Here is a 25,401-nt window from a genome sequence, read left to right on the forward strand (position 1 = left end):
TAAAATATTAATTTTCGAAATGCAATGCAACCCAATTGTTACGATTTAACTTATTTTTTAACTTTAAACCGTTTGTGTTACATTCGGCTTCTATTATCGCGATATCAGTTTCGTAGAAACCACTTAGAAAAAGAGAGCCGTTATTGTTTAGGCAATTGGCGTACGTTTTAATATCGTTTAAAAGTATGTTTCGGTTTATATTGGCTATAATAGTATCGTATTTTTTATTTTCTAGCAAACTAGCATCGCCTTCGTAAACACTAATATTTTTGCAGTTATTACGTTCTGCGTTTTCTACACTATTTAAATAGCACCAATTATCTATATCTATTGCGTCTATTGGGTTTGCGCCTTTCATTTCTGCTAGAATTGCCAAAACTGCTGTACCACAACCCATATCTAAAACAGATTTTCCTTGAAAATCGTTTGCTATTATATGTTGAATCATCATGTGAGTGGTTTCATGATGTCCTGTTCCAAAACTCATTTTTGGTTCGATAATAATATCGTATTCTGTATCTGGTTTTTCGTGAAATGGCGCACGAACAGAACAGAGTTTATCTACAATGATAGGATTGAAATTTTTCTCCCATTCGCTATTCCAGTTTACTTGTTCTATTTCATCGAAAGTATAAGAGATTTCAAACTCTTCGCTAGTTAAAACGTAAATATCTTGTAAAATGTTTTCACGCCACTCTTCTTTTTGAATGTAAGCTGTGACTCCAGTTTCGGTTTCAACAAAACTTTCGAATCCTGCATAACCAAGCTCTGCAATTAGAATTTCGGTTGCTGGTTGTAATGGTTTTACTGTAAAATAATAACCTATGTAAATTGTATTTGACATTGAATAGTCTTTGTTTCTAGCAGGTAATCCTGCGTTAGCGGTTGTAATGGCATCCTTTTTTTTGTTCTTAAGTTAATATCCTTTTTAAAAATTGAAAGAAGATTAGTTTAAAACGGTACTAAAACAAGTTCAGTATAAAAAAAAGATACAATGGAAGACGCGACCAAGTCCTGCTTTTTTGCAGGGCTTGGTAACGCCCAAATTATTTAATTAAAATGCGTTAATAATAGCGTAAAAATCTTCAGCGTTTAAAGCAGCTCCACCAATTAATCCTCCGTCTACATCTGGTTTTCCAAATATTTCTTTAGCATTAGCCGGTTTTACACTTCCACCATAAAGGATGCTCATGTCTTGAGAGACTTGCTCGCTGTATTTAGTATTTAGTGTTTGTCTTATAAACTTGTGCATGTCTTGTGCTTGCTCAGGACTTGCTGTTTCTCCAGTGCCAATGGCCCAAACAGGTTCGTAGGCTAAAACAATGTTTTTAAATGCTGATGCGTTTAAATGAAACAATGCATTTTTAATCTGATTCCCGACGACTTTTTCTTCGTTACCAGCTTTTCTATCACTTAATTCTTCGCCAAAGCAAAAGATTACTCGCATATCGTTTTTTAATGCTGTATCTACTTTTTTAGCAAGTAGTTCGTCAGTTTCATTAAAGTAAGCACGACGTTCGCTATGCCCTAAAATGACAGTGTTTATACCAACGCTTTTTAACATTGATGCACTAACTTCTCCTGTGTAAGCTCCGTTTTCTGCAAAGTGCATGTTTTGTGCTACAACTTCTATGTTAGAGTTTATTGTGTTATGGAACGCTTGAAAAAGATTTACTGCTGTTGGAGCAATCATAACTTCTGCACGCGACGTTTGATTCTGTTTTAATAAGTCTGCTATTAATGCTTCGGTTTGTGGTAAATCGTTATTCATTTTCCAATTCCCGGCTACTATATTCTTTCTCATATTAATATTCTTATTAAGCCTTTATAATGAAAAGGTTTTGTTGCTGTTATATTTTTAATGCTGATTTTAATTTTTGGTCATCTGCTTTTACTGCTCTAAACAGTTTTATGTTTCCTGTTTTGTCAATTACTAAATAGCGAGGAATCCAGTCTAAATCTAGAAAGGATGCGAATTCACTTTTCCAGCCAGATTTTATGAAATAATGTTCCCCTTCAATGGTATATTTCTTAATGCCTTTTTTCCATGCTTCTTCACTTTTATCGAGTGATAGAAAAAGAAAAACGGTCTCTTTATTGTTGGTTTGAAGTTTCTTAATTTTTGGCATTCCTTTTACGCAATCTTTACACCAAGAGGCCCAAATATCTATAACAATTTGTTTGCCCTTGTATGCTTTTAAAATTTTTGAAAAAGCAATTTCATCACCTTTTGTGTCAATAAAAATATCTGCTAAAGCTTTCTCAGTAAAAACTATTGGTTCTTCTTGAGCCTTGCAATTTGTAATTGCTATAAAAAGGATTAAAATAATGACAATTTTTTTCATAGTATTTTTTATTCTAATTTCACTTTTGGATCTAGCCAAGCGTAAATTATATCTACAAAAATATTGATAATTATAAAGAGTAAGGCTATAATTAACACAGAACCCATAATTACTGGTAAATCTAATGTGTTTAATGCGTTTACTATTTCTTTTCCTAATCCATTCCAGCCAAAAATATACTCTACAAAAACGGCTCCTGCTAACATAGAAGCAAACCATCCAGAAATAGCTGTGACTACTGGGTTTAATGCGTTTTTTATGGCATGTTTTTGTATGATTTGAAACTCGCTTAAACCTTTCGCTCGTGCGGTACGAATGTAATCTTGGTTAAAGACTTCTAACAACGAATTTCGCATAAGCTGAATGACAACAGCCAAAGGACGGATACCCAAAACAATAGCGGGAAGTATTAAGTTTTTCCATTTAATGTTTACTTTTTCACCAAAGTCATCAAGTTCGAAAAGGCTGCCTGTCATTTCTAGATTCGTATATTTATGAAGTACAAAACCAAAGAGCCAGGCAAATAAAATGGCACTAAAAAAGGAAGGGATACTCATGCCAATGGTGCTTAAAATTTGTATTGCTTTATCTATAAAAGTGTCTTTTTTTAAAGCAGAAATCACGCCCAAACTTATACCTAGTAGCAAAGCAATGCCAATAGCTGAAATTGCTAGAACGAATGTGTTTGGTAAAGTTTCGGATAGAACGGTACTTACTTTTTTTCCTTGTTTTGTAAACGATTCCCTTAAATACGGAAACTTTAAAGCGGTTGTTGTATTTCCAATGGTGAACAGTTTTACTGCTGAATATTTATGGTCTCTTAAAAACGTATAATCATCTTCTGTATTAGAATGAAACGAAATAGGAGCGAGGTCATTTAAGTAATAAAAGTATTGGGTACCTATAGATTTATCGAAACCGTACTTTTTTTTCACGATAGCTAACTGCTCGCTGTCTTCGTTTTGTCCCAACATCATTTGTGCTGGATCTCCAGGTAAAATATTAAATAAAAAGAATATAACAGTCACTACTCCAAATAATGTGAGTAGTGCATAGAATATTTTATTTAGTAGGTAGCTTAGCAGATTATTATTCTTTTAATGTGATTTTTATTAATCCTGTATAGTTGCTAGAGGTCATTGAATTAAGGATTTCTAGTTCTGGGCCTTCTTTTAAAACATTCATACCTCCTATAGTAGTAGGATCTAAAGCATCTATTTCTGCTTTTGTTACTTCTTCGTCATTAAGAAAGTACGCGATGTTATCTAAAACAACCGGTTCTGGTTTGCGTTCTACTTTTGGTAGCTCTAAATCCTCAGCATCATTAAAGTGTTCTTTTTGTATTACAGTTCCTTTTTCCAACTTTAAAATCCCTGGGTTAGAACGGATAACAGTTTTTAATGCTTTTTCATCACATAGGTAGAAATCGAAATTTAAGTCGTAAGTCTGTTTTATGTATTGTTTAGCTTCAGCACCAGAAGCCGATAAGCCAATTACTGTGTAACCATTTTTAATAGCTTTGTCTGTTACTTTTTTAATGTTTTTCAAGCCTTCTTCATTTGCTTTTTCAAGGCTGTAGGCCACAACCATAACGAGATGGTCTTCAGCTAAAAATTTAGCGGTGAAATCTTGATCAACAGTTTCAATAGAAAAATCTTTAACAGGAGGATCGTAAGCTTCTACTATAATTTTTGTTTCCACACCAACATAGTCTCCATCCACAGTTGGGTAACTTCCATCTGTAAGAAACTCTAGGTTTTCTCCACCAACATTAAAAGTCCATGTGAATTCTTGTACAGCCTTTTGCGCGTCTTCTGGTACAAGCATACCATCGGCAATATTTGCACCTACTTTATAGGCTCTAAAATCCCAAGTTGGTAAATGTGTTAACACATGGTATCCAAACCATAAACTACCAATAAAGCCTAATAAAGCTAAAAGTGTGGTTGGGAATTTGCCGAAAATTGGTTTTATGTGCTTAATTCCAAATACCAAAACAAGAATAAGAATAAGGAGTATTATGTCTTTTCTGAAACTCTCCCAAGGTTTTAGTTTTAAGAAATCTCCAAAACAACCACAGTCTTTTACTACTTCGAAAAAAAGCGGCGTAAAAGGTTAGGAATGTAAAAAATACAATCGTTGCTAAAAGCATCCAAATTGTGAATTTGCGCTTATACCCAAGTAATAAAAACACACCCAAAACAACTTCTAAAACAACCACAAATACTGAGATTCCTAAAGCATAAGGATCTAAAAAAGGTAAATTTAAAACCTCTGTGCTAAAATATTCCTGTAGTTTGTAGGAGAATCCTAAAGGATCGTTTAGTTTTATCATTCCCGAAAAAATGAATAATCCTCCAACTAATATTCTGCAAATGTGTACTAAGTATTTCATAAATTTTTTATTAAAAATTTTTAAATTCCAAATAACAAAAACTAAATTCCAAAAGGCTTAATCGGATTTATAAATTCCAAACTTGCTTAGGTGTTTTTAAAAATTCAAAACTTATTTTAATTTATTAATTATTGCTGATAATATTTTTCTTAATTCTGAAGCTTCAGCAATTAATTGTTCAATTTTTTGTGTTTTATCTTCATTTAGATCTCTCAATAATTTTAACCAATATTCACTTTCTTTAGCTTCCTTTCTTGATATTTTTAGTCTGAATTTTAAATCTTTATCTCCAAGTTTTTCATTCGCTTCTATATAATTCGCTCCAACAGATCCTGAAGATCTTATTAATTGTTTTCCATCTTCAATATTAGATGTTGTATTGTGTAAACTTCTAACCAAAAACCGACAATCTCTTGCAAATTCATAAGTGCGTTGTTCAAGATTATATTTTTTTTCGTTATTCAGAATTTTTAGATATTTTTATTTTTCAACACCAGAGTAAGTTTGGAATTTAGTTTTTTGTTATTTGGAATTTGATATTTCGAGATGAATCATTGCAAAAATCGCATAATTAATCATGTCTTGATAATTTGCGTCAATACCTTCACTTACAATTGTTTTACCAGCATTATCTTCAATTTGTTTAACTCTTAATAATTTTTGTAGAATCAAATCTGTTAAAGAACTCACGCGCATATCTCGCCAAGCTTCACCATAATCATGGTTTTTATCTTGCATTAATTGTTTGGTACTAGCTACTTTTTTATCGTATAACACGGTAGCATCTTCGGTGGATAAATCTGGTTGTTCTACAACACCTTTTTCAAGTTGAATAAGCGCCATAATAGAATAATTTATAATACCGATAAATTCGCTTTGCTCACCTTCATCAACCTTTCTAACGTCATTTTGTTGCAAACTTCTTATGCGCTGCGCTTTAATAAAAATCTGATCTGTAAGCGATGGTAATCTTAAAATTCGCCACGCACTTCCATAGTCACTCATTTTATTAATAAACAGACTGCGACAGGTTTCTATAACAGCATCATATTGTTTTGAAGTATCTTGCATATGTTGTTTCAAATTTCCGTAAATTTCGCATAAAATTGTTTAAAATTCAAGGTTTCACGTTTATAGTTTTTAAATGTGTTATAAACAACAAACTTAAAGGTATCAATGACCATTAATTGTAAAGGCAAACTTATCGATTTATATACTCCAAAAGTAATGGGTATTCTTAACGTTACTCCAGATTCTTTTTTTGATGGTGGTTTCTATAAAGACGAGTCTAAAATCATTAATCAAGTACAAAAAATGTTGAATGATGGGGCAACTTTTATAGATGTTGGAGCTTATAGTTCTAAGCCAAATGCAGATGAAGTGTCTCAAGAAGAAGAACTCCAGCGCATACTTCCAATTATTGAATTATTGATTAAACATTTTCCAGAGATTCTAATTTCTGTAGATACGTTTCGAGCCGAAGTTGCAAAACAAAGTATTGCAAAAGGTGCTGCGATTGTTAATGATATTTCTGCAGGACATTTAGATGAACATATGATGCAAACAGTTGCGAGTCTTCAGGCGCCATATATTATGATGCATATGCGAGGTACACCACAGACAATGCAACAACAGACTAACTACGATAATATTCTAAAAGATATTCTATTCTATTTTTCTGAAAGAATAGCATCTGCAAGGGCTTTAGGAATTAAAGATATAATTTTAGATCCAGGTTTTGGTTTTGCTAAAACATTAGAACAGAATTTTGTATTATTAAACGTGCTCGAAGGCTTTGAAATAACAGATTTACCATTATTAGCAGGACTGTCTAGAAAATCTATGATTTATAAAACACTGGTAACGTCTGCAACCGAAGCTTTAAATGGAACAACAGCATTACATATGATAGCTTTGCAAAAAGGAGCAAGTATTTTACGCGTTCACGATGTTAAAGAAGCTGTGGAATGTATTACACTTTATAATAAACTTAATTAATGAAACATCTATTATATACAATTGTTCTGTTTGTAGTATTCTCATGCGGAAATGAGAAGTCCGTATTACTTCCTGAAATACAGAATGCTGAAATTACTGAAATTAGAGACGTGTCTCCAGCTTATCTTTTTTATGATGAAACGAAGCCAGACAGTTTAGAATTAAACAGAAGTAATTTAATAATAACTACCAATTGGTTAGTAAATGTTGACAAGCGCTTAACACTAAAGCAAGCGATTCCTTCGATTATTAAGTTGCAGGATAAAAAAAGAAATTCTGGACATAAAAATAAAAGTGCTCGTAATTATTATACGTGTAACGACACCAGTATTAAAAACTTAGGATTTATTGATTTTACTGATGTGGTTTATAGAACATATCTGGATAAGGATGAAGGAATAATCCCTACAAATGATGCGCTTCATGTTTCTCTTATAATTAAAAATCTTGACGAAATATTTATCAGTTCTTATTTTAATCATAATACCATTAAAGTCAATGATGTTGTTAGTATTCTCAAAGAAGAATTAAATTCGCTAGATTTAGATGATCCAGATCATGGAGCAGATTTTATTTCGCTCAACTTAAGCTTTAATCGAAACTTAAGCTTTCAAGATTATATAAATATAAAATCGAAATTAGTTAATTTCGAGATGGAGAATGTAATAGTTAGAAACATCGAATACATTTATTAACTCAATTTCACTAAATTTACAAAAACCACTTTCTATTGGAAATTTTCGACAACATCTTAAACTTCGGTATAAAAGACTATATAGATGTCTTTCTTGTTGCCTTGCTTTTGTTTTATATTTATAGATTAGTAAGAGGAACGGTTGCTATTAATATTTTTCTTGGTATCGTCGTTATCTACTTTATTTATTTAATTGTAGAGGCTTTACAAATGGTGCTACTTACTAAGATTTTAGGTGGCTTTATTAGTGTTGGTTTTATTGCGTTAATAGTGGTGTTTCAGCAAGAGGTTAGAAAGTTTTTACTAATGATTGGTTCTACAAACTTCGCCTCTAAACGTGGTTTTCTAAAGCATATAAAATTTTTAAAAATGGATGGCGTTTCGGCATTATCAACAGATGTAGATGTGATTATTGCAGCTTGTAATAAAATGTCAACCACTAAAACTGGTGCATTAATTGTTTTAGAGCGAAACAATAATCTGGATTTTCTGGTAACGACAGGAGACGAAATGAACATTAAAGTGACGCAACCAATTATCGAAAGTATCTTTTTTAAAAATAGTCCACTTCACGATGGTGCTATTATTATAGAAAATAATATTGTAAAAGCGACACGTGTAATTTTACCTGTAAATAACGAAAAAACTATTCCGCAACGTTTTGGATTAAGGCATAGAGCTGCAGTTGGTATTACCGAAAAAACAGATGCTATTGCAATAACAGTTAGTGAGGAAACTGGTCAGATTTCATGTTTTAGAAATGGGACATTTGTCGCTTTTAAAGATCCTACAGAATTAATAGAAATTATAAAAGAAGATTTAATTTAAATGGTTTGTAAAAATTGTAAACGGTTATTACCACAACAAATAAGCTTCTGTAATGGTTGTGGAGCAAAAGTGATTAGAAATAGGTTAACGCTCCGTAATCTGTTTGAAGATTTTGCATACCGTTACTTGAATTATGAAAATCAATTTCTAAGAACTTTCTTGCACTTATTTACAAAGCCAGAACTGGTTATTGATAGTTATATAAGTGGTACACGTAAAAAGTATGTTAACGTTATTAGCTATTTTGCTATTGCGATAACATTAAGTGGTTTTCAAATTTTTATTCAACAAAAGTTTTTTCCTGAGTTAATGGATATGTCTGCATTTGCTCAAAAAGGACAAGAAGATGCGATGGCAGATTACATGTCATTTGTATCTGAATATCAATCATTAATATTTATTATCACAGTGCCGGTGTATGCCTTTATATCTAAAATTGTGTTTTTTAATATTAAGAAGTATAATTTTACTGAGCATTTGGTTTTAAACATGTACACGTCTGCTCATTTATCAATTTTAACTATAGTTATTGTTTTTATTTCTTTAATTTTTGGCATACAGGTTGTTGAGCTAAGTATAGCAATATTACCAATTCAGGTGCTCTATACGGCATTTGCTTTTAAGCGCGTTTTTAAACTGAGTTTTAAACGTATCGCTATAAAAACAATTCTGTTTATGGTTTTACTAACGACTCTTTTTATAATAGCAATGATAATTGGCGGTTTGTTAATGTTTGCTTTTGGAGGCTTAGACGAGATGATGGAGGCTGCTAAAGCAAAAAATGCTTTAAATAATTAAGCAACATCAACCTTTAAAAATTGAACCTCGTAAAGATTTCTGTAATAGCCGTCTTTCTTTTTCAGTAGCTCTACATGAGTGCCTTGCTCTACAATTTCACCAGCGTCCATAACAATTATTTTATCGGCTTTCTGAATAGTCGCTAGTCTATGTGCAATCACAATAGAAGTTCTACCTTTTGTAATTTTATCTGTTGCGTTTTGTATTAATTCTTCTGAGTACGAATCTACAGAAGAGGTTGCTTCGTCCAAAATTAAAATACTAGGATTTGTAACATAGGCTCTCAAAAAAGATATTAATTGTCGTTGCCCAGAACTTAACATGGCACCACGTTCTTTTACATTGTAATGATAGCCATTTGGTAAACTAGAAATAAATTCGTGAATACCAATATCCTTTGCTGCTTGTATTACTTGCGCTTCAGTGGTTTTTGGATGATTTAAAGTAATATTGGCCATAATCGTGTCTGCAAACAAGAAGACATCCTGTAATACCACAGCAATCTGACTTCTTAATGACCCTAATGTAACTGATTTAATATCAATGTTATCTATTGAAATTTTACCACTATTAATTTCGTAAAAACGATTTAATAAGTTGATAATAGTTGATTTCCCAGCGCCTGTTGAACCAACAATAGCTACTGTTTCTCCAGCTTTTACATCAAGAGAAATACCTTTTAGTACTTCTTCATTCTCAACATAACTAAAGTGTACCGTGTTAAAAGTGATACCGCCTTTAAAATGTGAAGCTTCTATAGTTCCTGAATCATCAATTTGTGATGTTGTATCAATAACTTTAAAAACACGTTTGGCTGCGACCATTCCCATTTGTAGCGTATTAAACTTATCTGCAATTTGCCTTAAAGGTCTAAACAATAGCGGAATCATCATCATAAACGAAAATAATTGACCTACAGTTGCAGTATTTTCAACAACAACCATTAATGCGCCGTAGTATGCCACTAATCCTGTAGTGATACTAGCGAGGAAATCTGCAATTGGAAAGAAAATTGAATTATACCATATAGTCTTTAGCCAACCTTTTTTATGTCGCTCGTTAATAGCTTTAAAGTTTTTGTTCTCTGTGTATTCTCGTGTAAACAATTGAAGAATTTTCATTCCTGTTACGCGTTCCTGCACAAACGAGTTAAGGTTAGAAACTTCTGTTCTTACTTCCTCAAAAGCTGTTTTCATATAACGCTGAAAAACCTTTGTAGCATACAAAACAATTGGCAAGGTTACAAACACTATTAAACTAAGCATTACATTTGTAGAGAGCATATAAATAGATATTACTAACATAACAGTTAAATCTCGCATAATCATAAACAAGCCTTGACCAAAAATATCGGCAATACGCTCCATATCAGTAACAGCACGTGTTATTAACATTCCAACCGAAGAATTGTCATAATACTTCATCTTAAATTTTAGCATATGATTAAACAATAGCACACGAACATCTTCAACAATATTTTGTCCGAGCCATGCGGCATAAAATTGAAAGAAAAATTGAAAAATTGTTTGCACTAGAAGCAAAGCAATCATTAAAATAATATAATACAAGAAACCTTCTTCTTGAACAGTTTTTATATGCTCGTCTATTACTATTTGCAATAGTTTTGGTGTCGCAATACTTAGACCAGCAATAATTAATACAGATAATAGCACACCGTAAAAAACAGTTTTGTACGGTTTTGTGTATTGAAACAAACGTTTAAATAGCGTGATGTCGAATATGTTTTCTTTTTTATTACTCAATGTTGTACTTTATAGTTTCTGGATATTCAATTTCTGTTAAATATAATGCGTGAGCAGGAACAGAAAATCCAGCTTCACTTCTGTTTTTAGATTTAATGATATCGTGAAGCATTTCTACTTCAACTTTGCCAATACCAATGTTAATTAAGGTTCCAACAATAGCACGCACCATGTTTCTTAAAAATCGATCTGCTTTAATTGTAAAATGAAGCTCATTTTCAACAACTTGCCATTCGGCTTTCATTATATTACAATTATACGTTTTTACGTCTGTATTACTTTTAGAAAAGCATTGAAAATCTTTATAGTCTAATAATATTGTGGTTGCTTCTTTTAGTTTGTCAAGATCTAATTTTGGTTTTAACAAAAAAGCGTGTTCAGTATTAAACGGATTCTTTTCTAGGGCAATTTTATATAAATACTGTCGACTGAGAGCATGAAATCTTGCATGGGCATCAGCCTTTACTTTAAAAATGCTTTTAACTGCGATATCTTCTGGTAAAAATGAATTTAATTTATATGTAATTGTAGATATGTCAAAAGAGGCTTCGGTTTCAAAATGTGCATACAGTTGTTTGGCGTGCACACCAGCATCCGTTCTTCCAGCTCCCATTGTAGTAATAGGTTCTTTTAATAAAGTTGAAACACTTTTTTCTAAAATTTCTTGTACAGAGATTGCATTAGGTTGTATTTGCCAACCATGATATGCTTTTCCGTTGTATGAAAGTTCTATAAAATATCGCAAAGAAACTTGTATTTTTGTTTTTTCTGAAGAAACAAAGATAATTGTTTTTGTTCCTAATGAAATGCTAAATAATAATTAAAAGACTTTCGTTTTCTAATTATAGAAATTGAAAAGAACGGTCACACACAGGATGTCGAAGTGCGTTTGAAAACAATTTTATTTTTAACAAATAATAAGATACTGAAAGTAATAATAGAATTCCCACTTTCGTGGGAATGAATTTAAAGAAATTCAATGAAAAAAATCCTACTACTATCAGACACGCATAGTCATATTGATGACGATATTCTGAAATACGTTAAACAAGCCGATGAGGTTTGGCATGCTGGAGATATTGGCGATTTAAAAGTAACAGATGCAATAGAAAAACTAAAACCACTAAAAGGTGTTTATGGTAATATTGATGGTGATAAAGTACGATTAGAATTCCCAGAGAACAATCGGTTTATGTGCGAAGATGTGGATGTATGGATTACGCACATTGGAGGCTATCCAAATAAATATAATGTAAGAGTAAGAGAAGAAATATATAAAAATCCACCACGTGTTTTTATTAGTGGACACTCACACATTTTAAAAGTAATGCCAGATAAAAAACTAAATCTAATCCACATGAATCCTGGCGCAGTAGGTAAACACGGCTTTCATAATGTAAGAACAATGTTGCGTTTTACAATAGACGGAAAGAAGATTGAGAATTTAGAAGTTATAGAGTTTCCAAAAAAACATTAAATAAAAAAGCCTAAGATCTTCACCTTGGGCTCTGTTTAAATTATTTTTGAATTTTAATCGCTAATAATTATTGTTCTGGTACAATCTTTAGTTCCTTCAGTACATTTAGTACATCCCTTTTTTGCGTTTGGAATACAGCCAGTTTCACTATTAGAACATGATGTAGAAGTACAAGATATTCCCTAGAAAACAAGCACTTTATTTGAGTTTACCTCTAATAAAGAAGTTGTTACTTTTTCTCCATGAAAAGATCTTAAATAATATTCTCCATCAATTTTAACAAGTTTTGACGATGTAAAGTTAATAGGGATTAAACTTTTCGTTGTAAAATCAGCTTCTAACAATTTAACAATTCTGTTTTTTCTGCGTCTAATAAAGAAGGCTCTTCATTATTTACGTCATCTTTATTACAAGAAATAAATATAATAGATACTAAAACAAGCATCATGATTTTTTTTAAGTGGTTCATAATATTATTTAGATTAAATATAATATAGTATAATACCCAAATTTTAGGGCACAAAAAAGCCCAAGATCTTCACCTTGGGCTCACGCACTAATACTACTAAGATGTTAGGTTTAACGTAACCTATCTACAGATTTTACGAGATCTTCATCCTTTTTAATAGCCTTATTAGCCAGAGCCAATAATACTATAGACAGAATCGGAAGAAAAATCCCAATACCTTTCTCAGAAACCAAAGCTTCTCCAGATACATTTAGAGATTGATATACAAAAAATCCTAGTAAAATAAAGTTTAATATCATATTAAGGCGTCCCAATACAAATTGCAACTTCCTGTTTTTGAACATAACTAAAGATAACAAAGACAAAGCTGAAGACCCTAAAAAGAGTCCAAAAAATAAAAGCTCATCCATAGCGAAGATTTTTACATCCTCGTTAGTTATCCATAAATGAAATACAAAAATCAATCCAGCCGAAATTCCAGCGGCAAGCAGTAAATAGACAGATTGAATACGTTGTATCATTTATTTTAATCGAATAATTTCAGCATCAAAAATATAACTTCTTTTGGGAAATGTTGCTAAAAACTTAAAATAAAGTCGTATTATTGCATAGGCGACTTGCAACTTTCACATTAGCAATGCGTTAATTCTTCAGAATCACAAAATATTTTTCTTCGGAAATTTTCAACAACATAATTTTTCAAAAAATATTCAATTAAACAATTCATGTTTGAAATCTCACAATTAAAAGAAATGAAGCTTCCTGAGTTACAGGACATGGCTAAAAAGCTAAGTATTCCAAAGTTTCGTTCATTAAAAAAATTAGACTTAGTTTATCAAATTTTGGATAAACAAGCAGCTAACCCAAAGGCCGTTGAAGTTGTAAAAGCAGATATTCCTGCTCCTGTAGCACAAGAGAAACCCAAAAGAGAACGTGTACAACGTCCTGCGGCAAATAAGCCAAGGCCTCAACCAAAAGCACAACCAAAACCTCAGGTAAAACCTCAGGCAAAAGTGCAACCAAAACCTCAGGCAGAAGTACAACAAGAAGCTATAGCTTTTAAAGAGGAGGAAAGCAGAGACACTACTGAAGTTAAAGACAGTATAGAATCAAAAGATAGTAAGGACGATAATAAACAAGTAAAAGAACCAGTTAAGGCACAACAGCCAAAGCCTCAGCATAAAAAACCTGTTCATAATCATCAAAATAAAAAAGACGACAAAAAGGATAATAATCCAAATCGTCAAAACACTCAGAATAAAAATCAGAATAAAAACCAGAATACTAATCAACGTAGTCAAGGTAAAAACGGAAACACACACGGAACCAGTGAAACACGAAACCGTTACCGTGAACCAGATTTCGAATTCGATGCTATCATAGAAAGTGAGGGTGTATTAGATGTTATGCAAGATGGTTATGGCTTTTTAAGATCTTCAGATTATAATTACCTGTCTTCTCCGGACGATATTTATGTATCGCAATCTCAAATTCGTTTATTCGGATTAAAAGTTGGAGATACAGTACTTGGAAATGTTAGACCTCCAAAAGAAGGCGAGAAATATTTTCCACTTATTAAAGTAAATAAAATTAACGGACAAAGTCCAGATGTGGTTAGAGATCGTGTATCTTTTGAGCATTTAACACCATTATTCCCAGAAGAGAAATTTAATATTGCAGGAAAGCAAGCAACAATTTCTACGCGTATTATGGATTTGTTTGCCCCAATAGGTAAAGGGCAACGTGGTATGATTGTGTCGCAACCTAAAACAGGTAAAACAATGTTGCTTAAGGATGTTGCTAATGCAATTGCAGCCAATCATCCAGAAGTATACCAAATGATCTTACTCATCGATGAACGTCCAGAAGAGGTTACAGACATGCAACGTAATGTTCGTGGAGAAGTTATTGCTTCAACTTTCGATAAAGAAGCTCACGAGCACGTAAAGATTGCAAATATCGTATTAGAAAAAGCAAAACGATTAGTAGAATGTGGACACGATGTAGTGATCTTATTAGATTCTATAACACGTTTAGCTAGAGCTTATAACTCAGTACAACCAGCTTCAGGGGAAAATACTTTCAGGTGGTGTTGATGCTAATGCATTACACAAGCCAAAACGTTTCTTTGGTGCTGCACGTAATATAGAAAATGGAGGTTCGCTTACTATTATTGCTACTGCTTTAACAGAAACTGGTTCTAAAATGGACGAAGTAATTTTTGAAGAATTTAAAGGAACGGGTAACATGGAGCTACAATTAGATCGTAAGATTTCTAACCGTCGTATTTTTCCAGCTATCGATTTAACATCGTCAAGCACACGTCGTGATGATATATTATTAGACAAGGTTACGATTCAAAGAATGTGGGTAATGCGCAAATATCTTGCAGATATGAATCCAGTAGAAGCTATGGAATTTATCAACGAGCGTTTTAAGCAAACAAGAAACAACGAAGAGTTTTTAATCTCAATGAATGGTTAGAAGTCTATTCTCAATTAAATTTAGGAATTCACTCCAAAAATAAAAAAGCCCTGATTTATAGTCAGGACTTTTTTTTTGCAGTCTAAAATCTTAGTTATTATTTTGAATCAACTTGAAAAGAGTTTGTAGAGTAATATAAACGAGCAAGCCTTTGTATCTATATACAAAGGCTTGCTCGTTGTATTTAAAAATATATTAATGTTTAATAAGCCATTAAAAGCTCTTTGTATTCTCTTAAGTCTGAAATATTGTCTTTGTTATTAAGGTTTTTTGTAAGCGATAATAAGTATTTAAGACTTTCTACTGGAGAAGCATCATTTTTTTCTTCAACGACATCTTCTTCTTCATCTATAGGCTCATCTTCAAGAACGGGTATAAGAAATGATTGGTGCTCTTCTATGTGCTCATAAGCAAGCCTAAGTACCTTAACCACTAAAGGCACTTCCTCTTCCAGAGCAAAAGCTCTTAATGCTTTAATATCATCTATTAGTGTCTCTGTATTGATGCCAGATTTATCAAGGTTTTTAATAATTTTATCAATTGCCTTAATTGCGTTTGTGTTTTCCAAAAGAGTTATATTTAAGTGAATGGTTAATTATTGCAAATTTATACTTTTTGAAATTAAATAACAGACCTTATTTCGAGTAAATTCCTTTATAAACTAAAAGAATTTTGAAGTAATAAAAAAGCCTATCGATTTCTCGATAGACTTTTATTTATTGTAGAATTAATTTAACTATATCGCTGAAACGAACTTAGTTAAACCAGACTTTAAGTTAGCAGCTTTGTTAGCGTGTATAACGTTAGTCTTTGCTAATCTATCTAACATAGAGCATACTGACGGTAAAAACGCTTCAGCTTCTTTCTTATCAGTTAACTCACGTAATTTTTTTATCGCATTACGAGTTGTTTTATGCTGATACTTATTTCTTAAGCGCTTAGTTTCGTTTTGTCTAATTCTTTTTAACGCTGACTTATGATTTGCCATTTGTTTCTTTGTTTCTTTATTATAAAAATTGTAGCCCGTAGGGGAGTCGAACCCCTCTTACATGGATGAAAACCATGCGTCCTAGCCGATAGACGAACGGGCCATTTATTTAAGAGTGTGCAAATATAAATTATATTTTTATTTCTGCAAAACTTTTCAAATAACTTTACAACGTTTCCATTGCGGATGCAAAAATACAACTATTTTCTACTTTTGCAATACCTAAGTAAACTTTTTTTAAAAAAAGTTTACTTAATATGCTTTTGCAAACAATACTCTACGTTTTGAAGGCTTTCCTGAATACACACAAACACCATCTTCTAGCTTCCCTTCTAATGGAAGACATCTAATTGTTGCTTTTGTAATTTCTTTTATTTTATCTTCAGTCTCTGGTGTTCCGTCCCAATGTGCTGAGATAAATCCTCCTTTCTCTTCTAAAACAGTTTTAAAGGTGTCGAAATTTTCAACTTCCGTTGTGTGAGTATCTCTATGATTTAAAGCTTTATTAAATAGGGATTCTTGAATTTCGGTCATTAACCCTTCAATCTTTTCAGTTAATGAATCTAAAGAAACAGTCTCTTTGGTTAAGGTATCTCTACGCGCTAACTCTACAGTTCCGTTTTCCAGATCTCTCGCTCCAATTGCAATACGTAAAGGAACACCTTGTAATTCGTGTTGCGCAAATTTTGCTCCTGGACGGTAGGTTGTTCTATTATCGTATTTAACAGTAATATGCTTTGCTCTTAAATCTGTTATAATGCTATTTACGACGCTAGTGATTTCTTCAAGTTGTTCTTCAGTCTTATATATTGGAACGATTACTACTTGATTAGGTGCTAGGTTTGGAGGTAATACGAGTCCTTGATCATCACTATGTGTCATGATTAAAGCTCCCATTAATCGTGTTGAAACTCCCCAAGAAGTAGCCCAAACGTAATCTTTTTTTCCTTCTTTATTAGTGAATTTCACATCAAAAGCTTTTGCGAAGTTTTGCCCTAAAAAGTGAGAGGTTCCAGCTTGTAATGCTTTTCCATCCTGCATTAATGCTTCAATACAGTAGGTTTCGTCAGCTCCAGCAAAACGCTCACTCTCAGTTTTTAAACCCTGAACTACTGGTATTGCCATGAAATTCTCAACGAAAGTTGCATAGACGTTATTCATAGTTTCTGCTTCAGTTATAGCTTCTGCTTTTGTTTCATGAGCTGTGTGGCCTTCTTGCCAAAGGAATTCTGCAGTACGTAAAAATAAACGTGTACGCATTTCCCAGCGAACAACATTTGCCCATTGGTTTATTAGTAAGGGTAAATCTCTGTAAGATTGAATCCATCCTTTAAAAGTGCTCCAGATAATAGCTTCACTTGTTGGTCTTACAACAAGTTCTTCTTCTAGCTTAGCTTCGGGGTCTACACGCAGTTTTCCTGGGTTATCAGGATCGTTTTGTAATCTATAATGCGTGACTACTGCACACTCTTTTGCGAAGCCTTCAGCATTTTTCTCTTCAGCTTCAAATAAGCTTTTAGGTACAAAAAGTGGGAAATAGGCGTTTTGATGTCCAGTTTCTTTAAACATTCTATCTAATTCTGCCTGCATTTTTTCCCAGATAGCATAGCCGTAAGGTTTTATTACCATACAGCCTCTAACCGCCGAGTTTTCAGCTAAATCAGCCTTTACGACCAATTCATTATACCATTTTGAATAATCTTCTGCTCTTGTAGTGAGTTTTTTGCTCATATATAGTGTTTGGCACAAATATTGTGATTATGTTAAAAAAAGAAATAGTTCGACAAAACTAACTATTTTTGTTTTGTTCAACACTAAAAACTAAGAGTTATGCAATTAAAAAAACACTTATTAAACAAACGACCAGCGATTGCTGTAATTTTATTTGCTATAGGACTTACTTCTTGTGGTTCTTACCAATATGTAGGGCAAGATAGTGATGGCGTTTATGGAGAGGATTATAGACAGGTTGATGTTGTTCAAGCTGATACAAAAGAGAGCGGCGACAATACTTACTACAAAAATTACTTTAGGGAGAAGTCTATTCAAATGGATACTAATGCTAATCAAGAAGTTTTTGTAGATATAGATTCTTATGAAGGCCAGTATTCAGAGGATAATGTACAAGCCGGTAATGTGGACACAGGTTATGGTTCTTGGGGAGAAAACAGTACTGAGGTTATTGTAAATGTCAACAATAATGGTTTTGGATGGAACAATGGTTTTGGGTGGAACAATGGTTTTGGGTGGAACAATGGTTTTGGGTGGAACAATGGTTTTGGGTGGAACAATGGTTTTGGATGGAACAATGGTTTTGGATGGAACAATGGTTTTGGATGGAACTATGGTTTTGGATGGAACAATGGTTTTGGATGGAACAATGGTTTTGGATGGAACAATGGTTTTGGATGGAACAATGGTTTTGGTTGGAATAATGGATACAGTTTAGCTTATAACTCTACACGAAGAGGTAACGTATATGGTAGAAACTCAGTTTTAGGACGAAGAGTTCAAACGCATGCTAGAACAAGAGCTAATTCAATAAGAACAAGAACTTCGACTACTCCTAGAACAAGAACTAGAACAACTACTCCTAGAACTAGGACTAGAGGAGCAACAACGCCAAGAGTAAGAACAACAGCGCCAAGAACTAGAAATAATAGTTCTACACCAAGAAGTTCTACACCAAGGGTAAGAACAACAACACCAAGGACTAGAACTTCTAATACTAGATCATCATCTCCAAGAAGCTCTACAAGATCCTCTTCTAGATCCTCCTCTTCTAGGTCTTCCTCAGGAGGAAGACGAAGAGGGTAGTGGTTAGTTTTTCAAAAGAGAAATAATTAAATAATTAATATGAAAAAAGATATATTTTTATTCATAGGTTTTATGTCTATGATTACAATTAACGCTCAAGATATAAACGATGCTTTACGTTACAGTAATGGGGAAATTATAGGCTCTGCAAGATATAGAGCGCTTAGTGGGGCATTTGGAGCTCTTGGAGGGGATTTAAGTGCGGTAAGTGTAAATCCTGCTGGTTCAGCGATATATAACAATAGTTTTGCTTCGGTTTCATTAAATATTAGTGATGTTGATAATGAAATGGGTTATTTTGGACAAACAAATGCTTCGTCAGATTCAGATCTATCTCTAAATCAGGGAGGAGGTCTTTTTGTCTTTAAAAATAGAAATGAGAATTCGCAATGGAGGAAATTCGCATTTAGTGTAGGGTTTGATAATACCAAGAATTATGACGATAATTGGAGGTCTAGAGGAACAAATTCAACCTCTATAGATCAATATTTTTTAAATAATGCACAAGGGTTGAGGTTGGATGAAATTTCTGCATTGCCAGGAGAGTCTTCTTCTAGCGCATATGCTGGTATTGGAAATGCTTATGGTTACGTTTATCAGCAAGCTTATTTAGGTTACGACTCTTATATTTTAGAACCAGTTAGCGATACTGATGATAATACGTTGTACACTTCAAATATTGCAGCTGGAAATTTTGATCAAGAATATAATTATTCAGCAACTGGATACAACGGGAAAATCGCATTTAATTTAGGTGCTCAATATGGAGATGACTTGTATTTAGGCCTGAATTTAAATTCTCATTTTCTAAATTACGAGCGTTCTACGTTTTTATATGAACAAAACAACAATACAGGCTCTGTTGTAAACCAAGTGGGTTTCGAAAACAATATTGTTACTAACGGTTCTGGATTCTCGTTTCAACTTGGTACAATCTATAAGTTGTCAAATTCCTTTAGAGTTGGATTTACATATGATTCTCCAACCTGGATGACTATTACTGAAGAAACGTCTCAATATATAGAAACAATTAGAGTAGATGGAGAGGAGAATATTTTGCAAATTGTAGATCCCCAAATAGTAAATCTATTTCCAGATTACAATTTGCAATCACCTTCAAAAGTAACAGGTAGTTTAGCTTATATTTTTGGAAAGCAAGGTGTGTTGAGTTTCGATTATTCTAGAAGAGATTTTAGTAAAACAAAATTTAAGCCAAAGTCTGATGCTTATTTTAGAGCGCAAAACGATATTATTGCAAATAATTTAGTAGCGGCAGCAACCTATAAATTAGGGGGGGAATTTAAAGTTAATCAGTTTAGTTTTAGAGGTGGTTATCGTTTTGAGGAAAGTCCTTATAAAAACGGGAAAACTGTAGGAGACTTAGAGGGGTACTCTTTTGGATTGGGTTATAACTTTGGTAATACAAAATTAGATATAACTTACGATGCCTTTAATCAAACAAGAGCACATCAATTGTATAACACTGGATTGACTGACGCTGTAGCCATTGATGCTAATAATTCTAATATTACTCTAACATTAGGCTTTCGATTATAGAAAAATTAAAGTAAATTTATAATCTTTAATAAAATAAAAAAAGCGTTTAAAAATTTTCAAACGCTTTTTTTATGGATGTAATTTTTGTTTTAGCTAATATTGGCAGATTTTACTGTCTTTATAATACGGCCTGCAATTTTGTATGGGTCACCATTAGAAGCTGGGCGTCTATCTTCTAACCAGCCTTTCCAGCCTTGTTCTACTGTAATAATAGGGATGCGTATTGATGCGCCTCTGTCTGAAACGCCAAAAGTGAAATCAGAAACGTGAGCAGTTTCGTGTAAACCAGTCAAGCGTTCGTCATTAAATTCACCATATACGTCCATGTGCTCTTCAGTAACCGGTCTAAATGCTTCACATATTTTTTCGTAAATTTCTTTAGAACCACAAGTTCTTAATGTGGTGTTAGAGAAGTTGGCGTGCATGCCAGAACCATTCCAATCTCCTTTAACAGGTTTTGGGTGGTATTCTATATAGTAATTGTATTTTTCTGTTAATCTGTCTAATAAATACCTTGATATCCAAATTTCATCTCCAGCTCGTTTAGCTCCTTTAGCAAATAATTGATATTCCCATTGTCCTGGTGCAACTTCTTGGTTAATACCTTCAAAGTTTAATCCAGCGTCTATGCAAAGGTCTGCATGCTCTTCAACAAAATCTCTTCCCCAAGTATAGCGTCCTCCAACAGAACAGTAATATTTTCCTTGCGGTCCAGGAAAACCTCCTCTCGGGAAACCTAAAGGTAAGTCTGTTTTTGCATCCATTAGGAAGTATTCTTGTTCAAATCCAAACCAGAAATCCTCATCATCATCATCTATAGCAGCTCTTCCGTTAGATGAATGCGGTGTTCCATCTGCGCTTAAAACTTCTGCCATTATTAAAAACCCATTCTTTCTTACAGGATCTGGAAAAATAGCTACAGGTTTTAGTAAACAATCAGAAGCACCTCCCGATGCTTGTTCAGTTGATGAACCATCAAAAGACCAAACTGGACAATCTTCTAATTTTCCACTAAAGTCGTATTCAACTTTAGTTTTACTTCTCATGTTTTGAGTTGGTTTGTGGCCATCTAACCATATATACTCTAATTTAAATTTTGCCATAGTTATTTGTAAATAAATAGTTAATAATACAAATGCAAATATAAATTAATTTTAAAACAGCTATTAAAAAAAAAGGGTTAAAATTATTATTTTTATTAATATGTTATTAACAGCCCTATTTTTTTTGGGGTATAATTAGTTTTTGTTAAAAAAGAAGATTCAAATTGATATATTTGTAAAAAATTGATAATTATGTCTACACTTAGATTCTTCGCCATAAAAGAAACGCTAAATAGGAAGCCGCTCAAAATTACTGAGAAAAAGAAACGTTCAGAATTATTTGGGCAGAATGTTTATAGTCAAGCTAAAATGCGTCAAACATTAACCACTAGTGCGTATACAAGTGTAAGTACTGCGATAGAAAAAGGATCTAAAATAGATAGAAATATAGCAGATCAAATTGCATCAGCAATGAAGGACTGGGCATTAGCTAAGGGAGTTACACATTACACACATTGGTTTCAGCCATTAACAGGAGCTACTGCAGAAAAGCATGATGCTTTTTTTGAAACTATTGAAAACAATGGCGCTATAGAAAAATTTGGCGGTACTCAATTGGTGCAACAAGAGCCGGATGCTTCTAGTTTTCCAAATGGAGGTATTAGGAATACATTTGAAGCACGAGGTTACACTGCTTGGGATCCAACATCACCAGCTTTTATATATGGTACTACTTTATGTATTCCTACGGTATTTGTGTCTTATACAGGTGAAGCTCTTGATTATAAAACACCTTTATTAAGAGCTTTACAAGCTGTTGATAGTGCTGCAGTAGCCGTTTGTAAGTATTTTGATAAAAATGTAAAAAAGGTAAATGCTTCTTTAGGTTGGGAGCAAGAGTACTTTTTAATAGATAGTGCTTTGGTCTCTTCTCGTCCAGATATTCAATTAACAGGAAGAACGTTGTTGGGTCATGATTCGGCAAAAGGACAACAATTAGACGATCATTATTTTGGAACCATTCCTAATCGCGCAATGTCTTATATGCGCGATTTAGAGACAGAATGTATGTTGTTGGGTATTCCTGTAAAAACAAGACATAATGAAGTTGCTCCAAATCAATTTGAACTCGCTCCTATATATGAAGAAGCAAATTTAGCTGTTGATCATAATGCGTTGCTAATGGATGTTATGGATAAGGTAGCAGAGCGTCACGACTTTAAAGTGTTATTTCACGAAAAACCTTTTAAAGGTATTAATGGTTCTGGTAAACACAACAATTGGAGTTTAAGTACGGATACAGGAGTGAATTTATTGAGTCCTGGAAAAACACCAATGAGTAATCTTCAGTTTCTAACCTTTTTTATTAATACAATAAAAGCTGTGAATGATAATGAAGAATTACTTCGTGCAGCTGTAGCTTCGGCAAGTAATGATCATAGATTAGGGGCAAATGAAGCGCCTCCAGCAATCATTTCGGTATTTATAGGAGAACAACTCACACATGTTTTAAATGAATTAGAAAACGTAACTAACGGGAAATTATCGCCTCAAGAAAAAACAGATTTAAAACTTAACGTAGTAGGGAAAATTCCAGAAATACTTTTAGATAACACAGATCGAAATAGAACCTCTCCTTTTGCTTTTACTGGAAATAAATTCGAATTTAGAGCTGTAGGTTCTAAAGCTAATTGTGCAAACCCAATGACCTTGCTTAATTCAATAGTAGCAAAGCAACTTATAGATTTTAAAATTGAAGTAGATGTGTTAATAGCTAAAAAGGATCTTAAAAAAGACGAAGCTGTCTTTAATGTTTTAAGAGAGTATATTAAAAAGAGTAAAACTATTTTGTTTGAAGGCAATGGTTATGGAGACGCATGGGAAAAGGAAGCGAAAAAAAGAGGGTTAAGTAATAATATATCTACACCAGAAGCTTTAAAAGCTAAAATTTCTAAGAAAGCATTTTCTTTATATAAGGACTTAGGTGTTATGAATGAGACCGAAGTACAAGCACGTTACGAAATAGAACTTGAAGATTATATTATGCGTATTCAAATAGAAGGACGTGTACTTGGAGACTTAGCAAGAAACCACATCGTGCCAACAGGAGTTAAATACCAAAATATATTAATTGAAAATGTAAAAGGGTTAAAAGATATCTATGGAAAGGAATTTAAAAAGTTAGCGCAAGCGCAATTACATTTAATTGAAGAAATTTCTAGACATATAGAATCGATAAACAATTTGGTGACAAAAATGACAGAGGCTAGAAAAAAATCCAATCAAATTAAATCTTTAGAAGATAAAGCTATTGCTTATTGCAATACTGTAAAGCCCTTATTGGAAGACATAAGATACCCTTGCGATAAGTTAGAATTATTAGTTGATGATGAACTTTGGCCGCTAACTAAATATAGAGAATTGCTCTTTACTAAATAAACTATTTTAGATTCTATTTTAAGTTATAAATGATGAGTTGTATATATTGATAATTATTTTTTTTAATCGTGATTTAGAGTATAACTACTAATAAAACTATCTTTGCACCTTAATACACAACTATGAGTTCGGAAATAAGTAAACGTTACAGTCAAAGAAGGTGTTTCAGCTTCAAAAGAAGATGTGCACAATGCTATAAAAACATAGATAAAGGCTTGTTTCCAAAGGCGTTTTGTAAAATTGTTCCAGATTACCTTACTAATGATGAAGATTATTGCTTAATCATGCATGCAGATGGTGCAGGAACAAAAAGTGCTTTAGCTTATATGTATTGGAAAGAAACTGGAGATGTATCAGTTTGGAAAGGTATCGCTCAAGATGCTTTAATTATGAATATCGACGATTTATTATGTGTTGGTGCAACAGATAATATTATGTTGTCTTCAACTATTGGGAGAAATAAAAACCTAATTACTGGAGAAGTCCTTTCCGCTATAATTAACGGGACAGAAGAACTTATAGAAGATTTAAAAACATTTGGTGTTACCATACATTCAACAGGAGGAGAAACTGCAGATGTTGGTGATTTAGTGCGTACAATTATTGTAGATTCGACTGTTACAGCTAGAATGAAACGTAGCCATGTTATCGATAATGCTAATATAAAAGCAGGAGATGTAATTGTTGGACTAGAAAGTTTTGGTCAGGCTACTTATGAGAAAGAATACAATGGTGGCATGGGAAGCAATGGCTTAACTTCTGCTCGACATGATGTGTTTGATAATTATTTAGCAAAAAATATCCTGAAAGTTTTGATGCTGCAGTGCCAGAAGATTTAGTGTATTCAGGACAAGTGAAACTAACAGATGCGGTAGAAAATAGTCCAATAAATGCAGGGAAGTTAGTGTTGTCTCCAACACGAACTTATGCTCCAATAATAAAAGAATTTTATCAAAGTTTAATTCTGAAACTTTACATGGAATGGTACATTGTTCTGGAGGAGCACAAACTAAAATACTTCATTTTATAGATAATTTACATATAGTAAAAGATAATTTGTTTCCAATTCCGCCTTTATTCAAATTAATACAAGAACAGTCTGAAACAGACTGGAAAGAAATGTATCAAGTGTTTAATTGTGGTCATAGAATGGAAGTGTATGTCTCACCTGAAATAGCCGATGAAATTATGTCAACTTCTAAATCTTTTAATGTTAATGCTCAAATTGTTGGAAGAGTTGAAGCTTCAGAAGATAAAAAACTTACTATAGAGAGCCCATTCGGGACATTTATTTATTAATTACACT

25 protein-coding genes, 1 tRNA gene and 2 pseudogenes are annotated in these 25,401 nt (G+C 33.0%); 11 read left to right on the forward strand and 17 right to left on the reverse strand.

The window, feature by feature from the left end; translation table 11 throughout:
• Positions 1–7: 7 nt before the first annotated feature.
• The 8 genes and pseudogenes from prmA to RH82_RS00270 form a co-directional block, all read right to left on the reverse strand.
• Entirely contained in the window at positions 8–844 is an 837-nt protein-coding gene (prmA, locus tag RH82_RS00240; protein ID WP_034057123.1) for a 50S ribosomal protein L11 methyltransferase, read from the reverse strand.
• A gap of 210 nt (positions 845–1,054) precedes the next feature.
• The gene (tpiA, locus tag RH82_RS00245; RefSeq protein ID WP_034057124.1) at positions 1,055–1,804 is read right to left on the reverse strand and encodes a triose-phosphate isomerase; all 750 of its coding nucleotides are present in this window, start codon (positions 1,802–1,804) and stop codon (positions 1,055–1,057) included.
• A 46-nt stretch (positions 1,805–1,850) separates the two neighbouring features.
• A complete protein-coding gene (locus tag RH82_RS00250; protein WP_034057232.1) occupies positions 1,851–2,345 on the reverse strand; it encodes a TlpA family protein disulfide reductase in 495 nt (164 codons plus the stop codon).
• Between the two features lie 8 nt (positions 2,346–2,353).
• On the reverse strand, positions 2,354–3,430 hold the full coding sequence (locus RH82_RS00255; RefSeq protein WP_034057125.1) for an ABC transporter permease: 1,077 nt from the start codon (positions 3,428–3,430) through the stop codon (positions 2,354–2,356).
• Positions 3,431–3,434: 4 nt separating this feature from the next.
• Positions 3,435–4,385: pseudogene (locus RH82_RS19050) on the reverse strand (DoxX family protein); the annotation flags it as partial.
• Entirely contained in the window at positions 4,324–4,740 is a 417-nt protein-coding gene (locus tag RH82_RS19055) for a MauE/DoxX family redox-associated membrane protein (protein ID WP_316930884.1), read from the reverse strand. The gene RH82_RS19055 and the pseudogene RH82_RS19050, both read right to left, overlap by 62 nt.
• 111 nt (positions 4,741–4,851) lie before the next feature.
• Positions 4,852–5,208, reverse strand: coding sequence for a four helix bundle protein (locus RH82_RS00265; RefSeq protein ID WP_316930885.1), 357 nt, complete (start codon positions 5,206–5,208; stop codon positions 4,852–4,854).
• A gap of 54 nt (positions 5,209–5,262) precedes the next feature.
• A complete protein-coding gene (locus RH82_RS00270) occupies positions 5,263–5,811 on the reverse strand; it encodes a DUF1599 domain-containing protein (protein WP_034057129.1) in 549 nt (182 codons plus the stop codon).
• Between the two features lie 105 nt (positions 5,812–5,916).
• On the opposite strand from RH82_RS00270, the gene folP reads away from it, so the two are divergent.
• The 4 genes from folP to RH82_RS00290 are packed head-to-tail and all read left to right on the forward strand — an operon-like array spanning position 5,917 to position 9,058.
• A complete protein-coding gene (gene folP / locus RH82_RS00275; RefSeq protein WP_034057132.1) occupies positions 5,917–6,738 on the forward strand; it encodes a dihydropteroate synthase in 822 nt (273 codons plus the stop codon).
• Entirely contained in the window at positions 6,738–7,433 is a 696-nt protein-coding gene (locus tag RH82_RS17520) for a hypothetical protein (RefSeq protein ID WP_052158127.1), read from the forward strand. Before folP ends, RH82_RS17520 begins: the two co-directional genes overlap by 1 nt.
• Before the next feature lie 35 nt (positions 7,434–7,468).
• Positions 7,469–8,260, forward strand: a complete 792-nt coding sequence (locus RH82_RS00285; protein ID WP_034057134.1) for a diadenylate cyclase — start codon at positions 7,469–7,471, stop codon at positions 8,258–8,260.
• Positions 8,261–9,058, forward strand: a complete 798-nt coding sequence (locus RH82_RS00290; protein ID WP_081979142.1) for a DUF3667 domain-containing protein — start codon at positions 8,261–8,263, stop codon at positions 9,056–9,058.
• Here RH82_RS00290 and RH82_RS00295 read toward each other — a convergent pair.
• Together RH82_RS00295 and truA are read right to left on the reverse strand one after the other, a co-directional pair.
• Entirely contained in the window at positions 9,055–10,821 is a 1,767-nt protein-coding gene (locus RH82_RS00295; RefSeq protein ID WP_034057136.1) for an ABC transporter ATP-binding protein, read from the reverse strand. The genes RH82_RS00290 and RH82_RS00295 overlap by 4 nt on opposite strands.
• The gene (gene truA, locus RH82_RS00300; RefSeq protein WP_034057137.1) at positions 10,814–11,566 is read right to left on the reverse strand and encodes a tRNA pseudouridine(38-40) synthase TruA; all 753 of its coding nucleotides are present in this window, start codon (positions 11,564–11,566) and stop codon (positions 10,814–10,816) included. Before truA ends, RH82_RS00295 begins: the two co-directional genes overlap by 8 nt.
• A 234-nt stretch (positions 11,567–11,800) precedes the next feature.
• On the opposite strand from truA, the gene RH82_RS00305 reads away from it, so the two are divergent.
• Complete coding sequence (locus RH82_RS00305; protein ID WP_034057139.1) at positions 11,801–12,298, forward strand: metallophosphoesterase family protein; 498 nt, start codon at positions 11,801–11,803, stop codon at positions 12,296–12,298.
• A 337-nt stretch (positions 12,299–12,635) separates the two neighbouring features.
• Here RH82_RS00305 and RH82_RS18970 read toward each other — a convergent pair whose 3' ends face one another.
• Together RH82_RS18970 and RH82_RS00310 are read right to left on the reverse strand one after the other, a co-directional pair.
• Entirely contained in the window at positions 12,636–12,767 is a 132-nt protein-coding gene (locus RH82_RS18970) for a hypothetical protein (protein WP_262494833.1), read from the reverse strand.
• A gap of 110 nt (positions 12,768–12,877) precedes the next feature.
• Positions 12,878–13,288, reverse strand: coding sequence for a DUF4293 domain-containing protein (locus tag RH82_RS00310; RefSeq protein ID WP_034057141.1), 411 nt, complete (start codon positions 13,286–13,288; stop codon positions 12,878–12,880).
• A 204-nt stretch (positions 13,289–13,492) separates the two neighbouring features.
• On the opposite strand from RH82_RS00310, the gene rho reads away from it, so the two are divergent.
• The gene (rho, locus tag RH82_RS00315) at positions 13,493–14,863 is read left to right on the forward strand and encodes a transcription termination factor Rho (protein ID WP_394330714.1); all 1,371 of its coding nucleotides are present in this window, start codon (positions 13,493–13,495) and stop codon (positions 14,861–14,863) included.
• A gap of 109 nt (positions 14,864–14,972) precedes the next feature.
• Entirely contained in the window at positions 14,973–15,251 is a 279-nt protein-coding gene (locus tag RH82_RS19170; protein ID WP_394330715.1) for a hypothetical protein, read from the forward strand.
• A gap of 202 nt (positions 15,252–15,453) precedes the next feature.
• Here RH82_RS19170 and RH82_RS00320 read toward each other — a convergent pair whose 3' ends face one another.
• The 4 genes from RH82_RS00320 to proS form a co-directional block, all read right to left on the reverse strand.
• Positions 15,454–15,819: a hypothetical protein gene (locus RH82_RS00320; protein ID WP_034057143.1), complete on the reverse strand. Its 366-nt coding sequence runs from the start codon at positions 15,817–15,819 to the stop codon at positions 15,454–15,456.
• 168 nt (positions 15,820–15,987) lie between these two features.
• Entirely contained in the window at positions 15,988–16,239 is a 252-nt protein-coding gene (rpsT, locus tag RH82_RS00325) for a 30S ribosomal protein S20 (RefSeq protein ID WP_034057236.1), read from the reverse strand.
• A gap of 31 nt (positions 16,240–16,270) precedes the next feature.
• Positions 16,271–16,342: transfer RNA gene (locus tag RH82_RS00330), tRNA-Glu, on the reverse strand.
• Positions 16,343–16,491: 149 nt separating this feature from the next.
• On the reverse strand, positions 16,492–17,970 hold the full coding sequence (proS, locus tag RH82_RS00335) for a proline--tRNA ligase (protein ID WP_034057145.1): 1,479 nt from the start codon (positions 17,968–17,970) through the stop codon (positions 16,492–16,494).
• Between the two features lie 99 nt (positions 17,971–18,069).
• On the opposite strand from proS, the gene RH82_RS18705 reads away from it, so the two are divergent.
• Together RH82_RS18705 and RH82_RS00345 are read left to right on the forward strand one after the other, a co-directional pair.
• Positions 18,070–19,056 carry a hypothetical protein gene (locus RH82_RS18705; RefSeq protein WP_034057148.1) on the forward strand — a complete coding sequence of 329 codons (987 nt, stop codon included), beginning with the start codon at positions 18,070–18,072 and terminating at the stop codon, positions 19,054–19,056.
• 39 nt (positions 19,057–19,095) lie between these two features.
• Entirely contained in the window at positions 19,096–20,613 is a 1,518-nt protein-coding gene (locus tag RH82_RS00345) for an OmpP1/FadL family transporter (protein ID WP_034057150.1), read from the forward strand.
• An 89-nt stretch (positions 20,614–20,702) separates the two neighbouring features.
• Here the strand turns inward: RH82_RS00345 and RH82_RS00350 are convergent, their stop codons facing one another.
• Positions 20,703–21,716 carry a glutamine synthetase beta-grasp domain-containing protein gene (locus RH82_RS00350; protein WP_034057152.1) on the reverse strand — a complete coding sequence of 338 codons (1,014 nt, stop codon included), beginning with the start codon at positions 21,714–21,716 and terminating at the stop codon, positions 20,703–20,705.
• Positions 21,717–21,908: 192 nt separating this feature from the next.
• Here RH82_RS00350 and RH82_RS00355 point away from each other — a divergent pair, with 192 nt between their 5' ends.
• A complete protein-coding gene (locus RH82_RS00355) occupies positions 21,909–24,095 on the forward strand; it encodes a glutamine synthetase III family protein (RefSeq protein ID WP_034057154.1) in 2,187 nt (728 codons plus the stop codon).
• 122 nt (positions 24,096–24,217) lie between these two features.
• Positions 24,218–25,394 (forward strand): annotated as a pseudogene (locus RH82_RS00360) (AIR synthase related protein).
• Positions 25,395–25,401 lie beyond the last annotated feature (7 nt).

It is taken from the genome of Lacinutrix jangbogonensis, assembly GCF_000797445.1.
GTDB lineage: Bacteria > Bacteroidota > Bacteroidia > Flavobacteriales > Flavobacteriaceae > Lacinutrix > Lacinutrix jangbogonensis.

Bases quoted from the DNA above. Each gene is read 5' to 3' on its own strand.
- prmA (WP_034057123.1), bottom strand. From the start codon at position 844: ATGTCAAATACAATTTACATAGGTTATTATTTTACAGTAAAACCATTA.
- tpiA (WP_034057124.1), bottom strand. From the start codon at position 1,804: ATGAGAAAGAATATAGTAGCCGGGAATTGGAAAATGAATAACGATTTA.
- RH82_RS00250 (WP_034057232.1), bottom strand. From the start codon at position 2,345: ATGAAAAAAATTGTCATTATTTTAATCCTTTTTATAGCAATTACAAAT.
- RH82_RS19055 (WP_316930884.1), bottom strand. From the start codon at position 4,740: ATGAAATACTTAGTACACATTTGCAGAATATTAGTTGGAGGATTATTC.
- RH82_RS00270 (WP_034057129.1), bottom strand. From the start codon at position 5,811: ATGCAAGATACTTCAAAACAATATGATGCTGTTATAGAAACCTGTCGC.
- folP (WP_034057132.1), top strand. From the start codon at position 5,917: ATGACCATTAATTGTAAAGGCAAACTTATCGATTTATATACTCCAAAA.
- RH82_RS17520 (WP_052158127.1), top strand. From the start codon at position 6,738: ATGAAACATCTATTATATACAATTGTTCTGTTTGTAGTATTCTCATGC.
- RH82_RS00290 (WP_081979142.1), top strand. From the start codon at position 8,261: ATGGTTTGTAAAAATTGTAAACGGTTATTACCACAACAAATAAGCTTC.
- RH82_RS00305 (WP_034057139.1), top strand. From the start codon at position 11,801: ATGAAAAAAATCCTACTACTATCAGACACGCATAGTCATATTGATGAC.
- RH82_RS18970 (WP_262494833.1), bottom strand. From the start codon at position 12,767: ATGAACCACTTAAAAAAAATCATGATGCTTGTTTTAGTATCTATTATA.
- RH82_RS00310 (WP_034057141.1), bottom strand. From the start codon at position 13,288: ATGATACAACGTATTCAATCTGTCTATTTACTGCTTGCCGCTGGAATT.
- rho (WP_394330714.1), top strand. From the start codon at position 13,493: ATGTTTGAAATCTCACAATTAAAAGAAATGAAGCTTCCTGAGTTACAG.
- RH82_RS19170 (WP_394330715.1), top strand. From the start codon at position 14,973: ATGGACGAAGTAATTTTTGAAGAATTTAAAGGAACGGGTAACATGGAG.
- rpsT (WP_034057236.1), bottom strand. From the start codon at position 16,239: ATGGCAAATCATAAGTCAGCGTTAAAAAGAATTAGACAAAACGAAACT.
- proS (WP_034057145.1), bottom strand. From the start codon at position 17,970: ATGAGCAAAAAACTCACTACAAGAGCAGAAGATTATTCAAAATGGTAT.
- RH82_RS18705 (WP_034057148.1), top strand. From the start codon at position 18,070: ATGCAATTAAAAAAACACTTATTAAACAAACGACCAGCGATTGCTGTA.
- RH82_RS00345 (WP_034057150.1), top strand. From the start codon at position 19,096: ATGAAAAAAGATATATTTTTATTCATAGGTTTTATGTCTATGATTACA.
- RH82_RS00350 (WP_034057152.1), bottom strand. From the start codon at position 21,716: ATGGCAAAATTTAAATTAGAGTATATATGGTTAGATGGCCACAAACCA.
- RH82_RS00355 (WP_034057154.1), top strand. From the start codon at position 21,909: ATGTCTACACTTAGATTCTTCGCCATAAAAGAAACGCTAAATAGGAAG.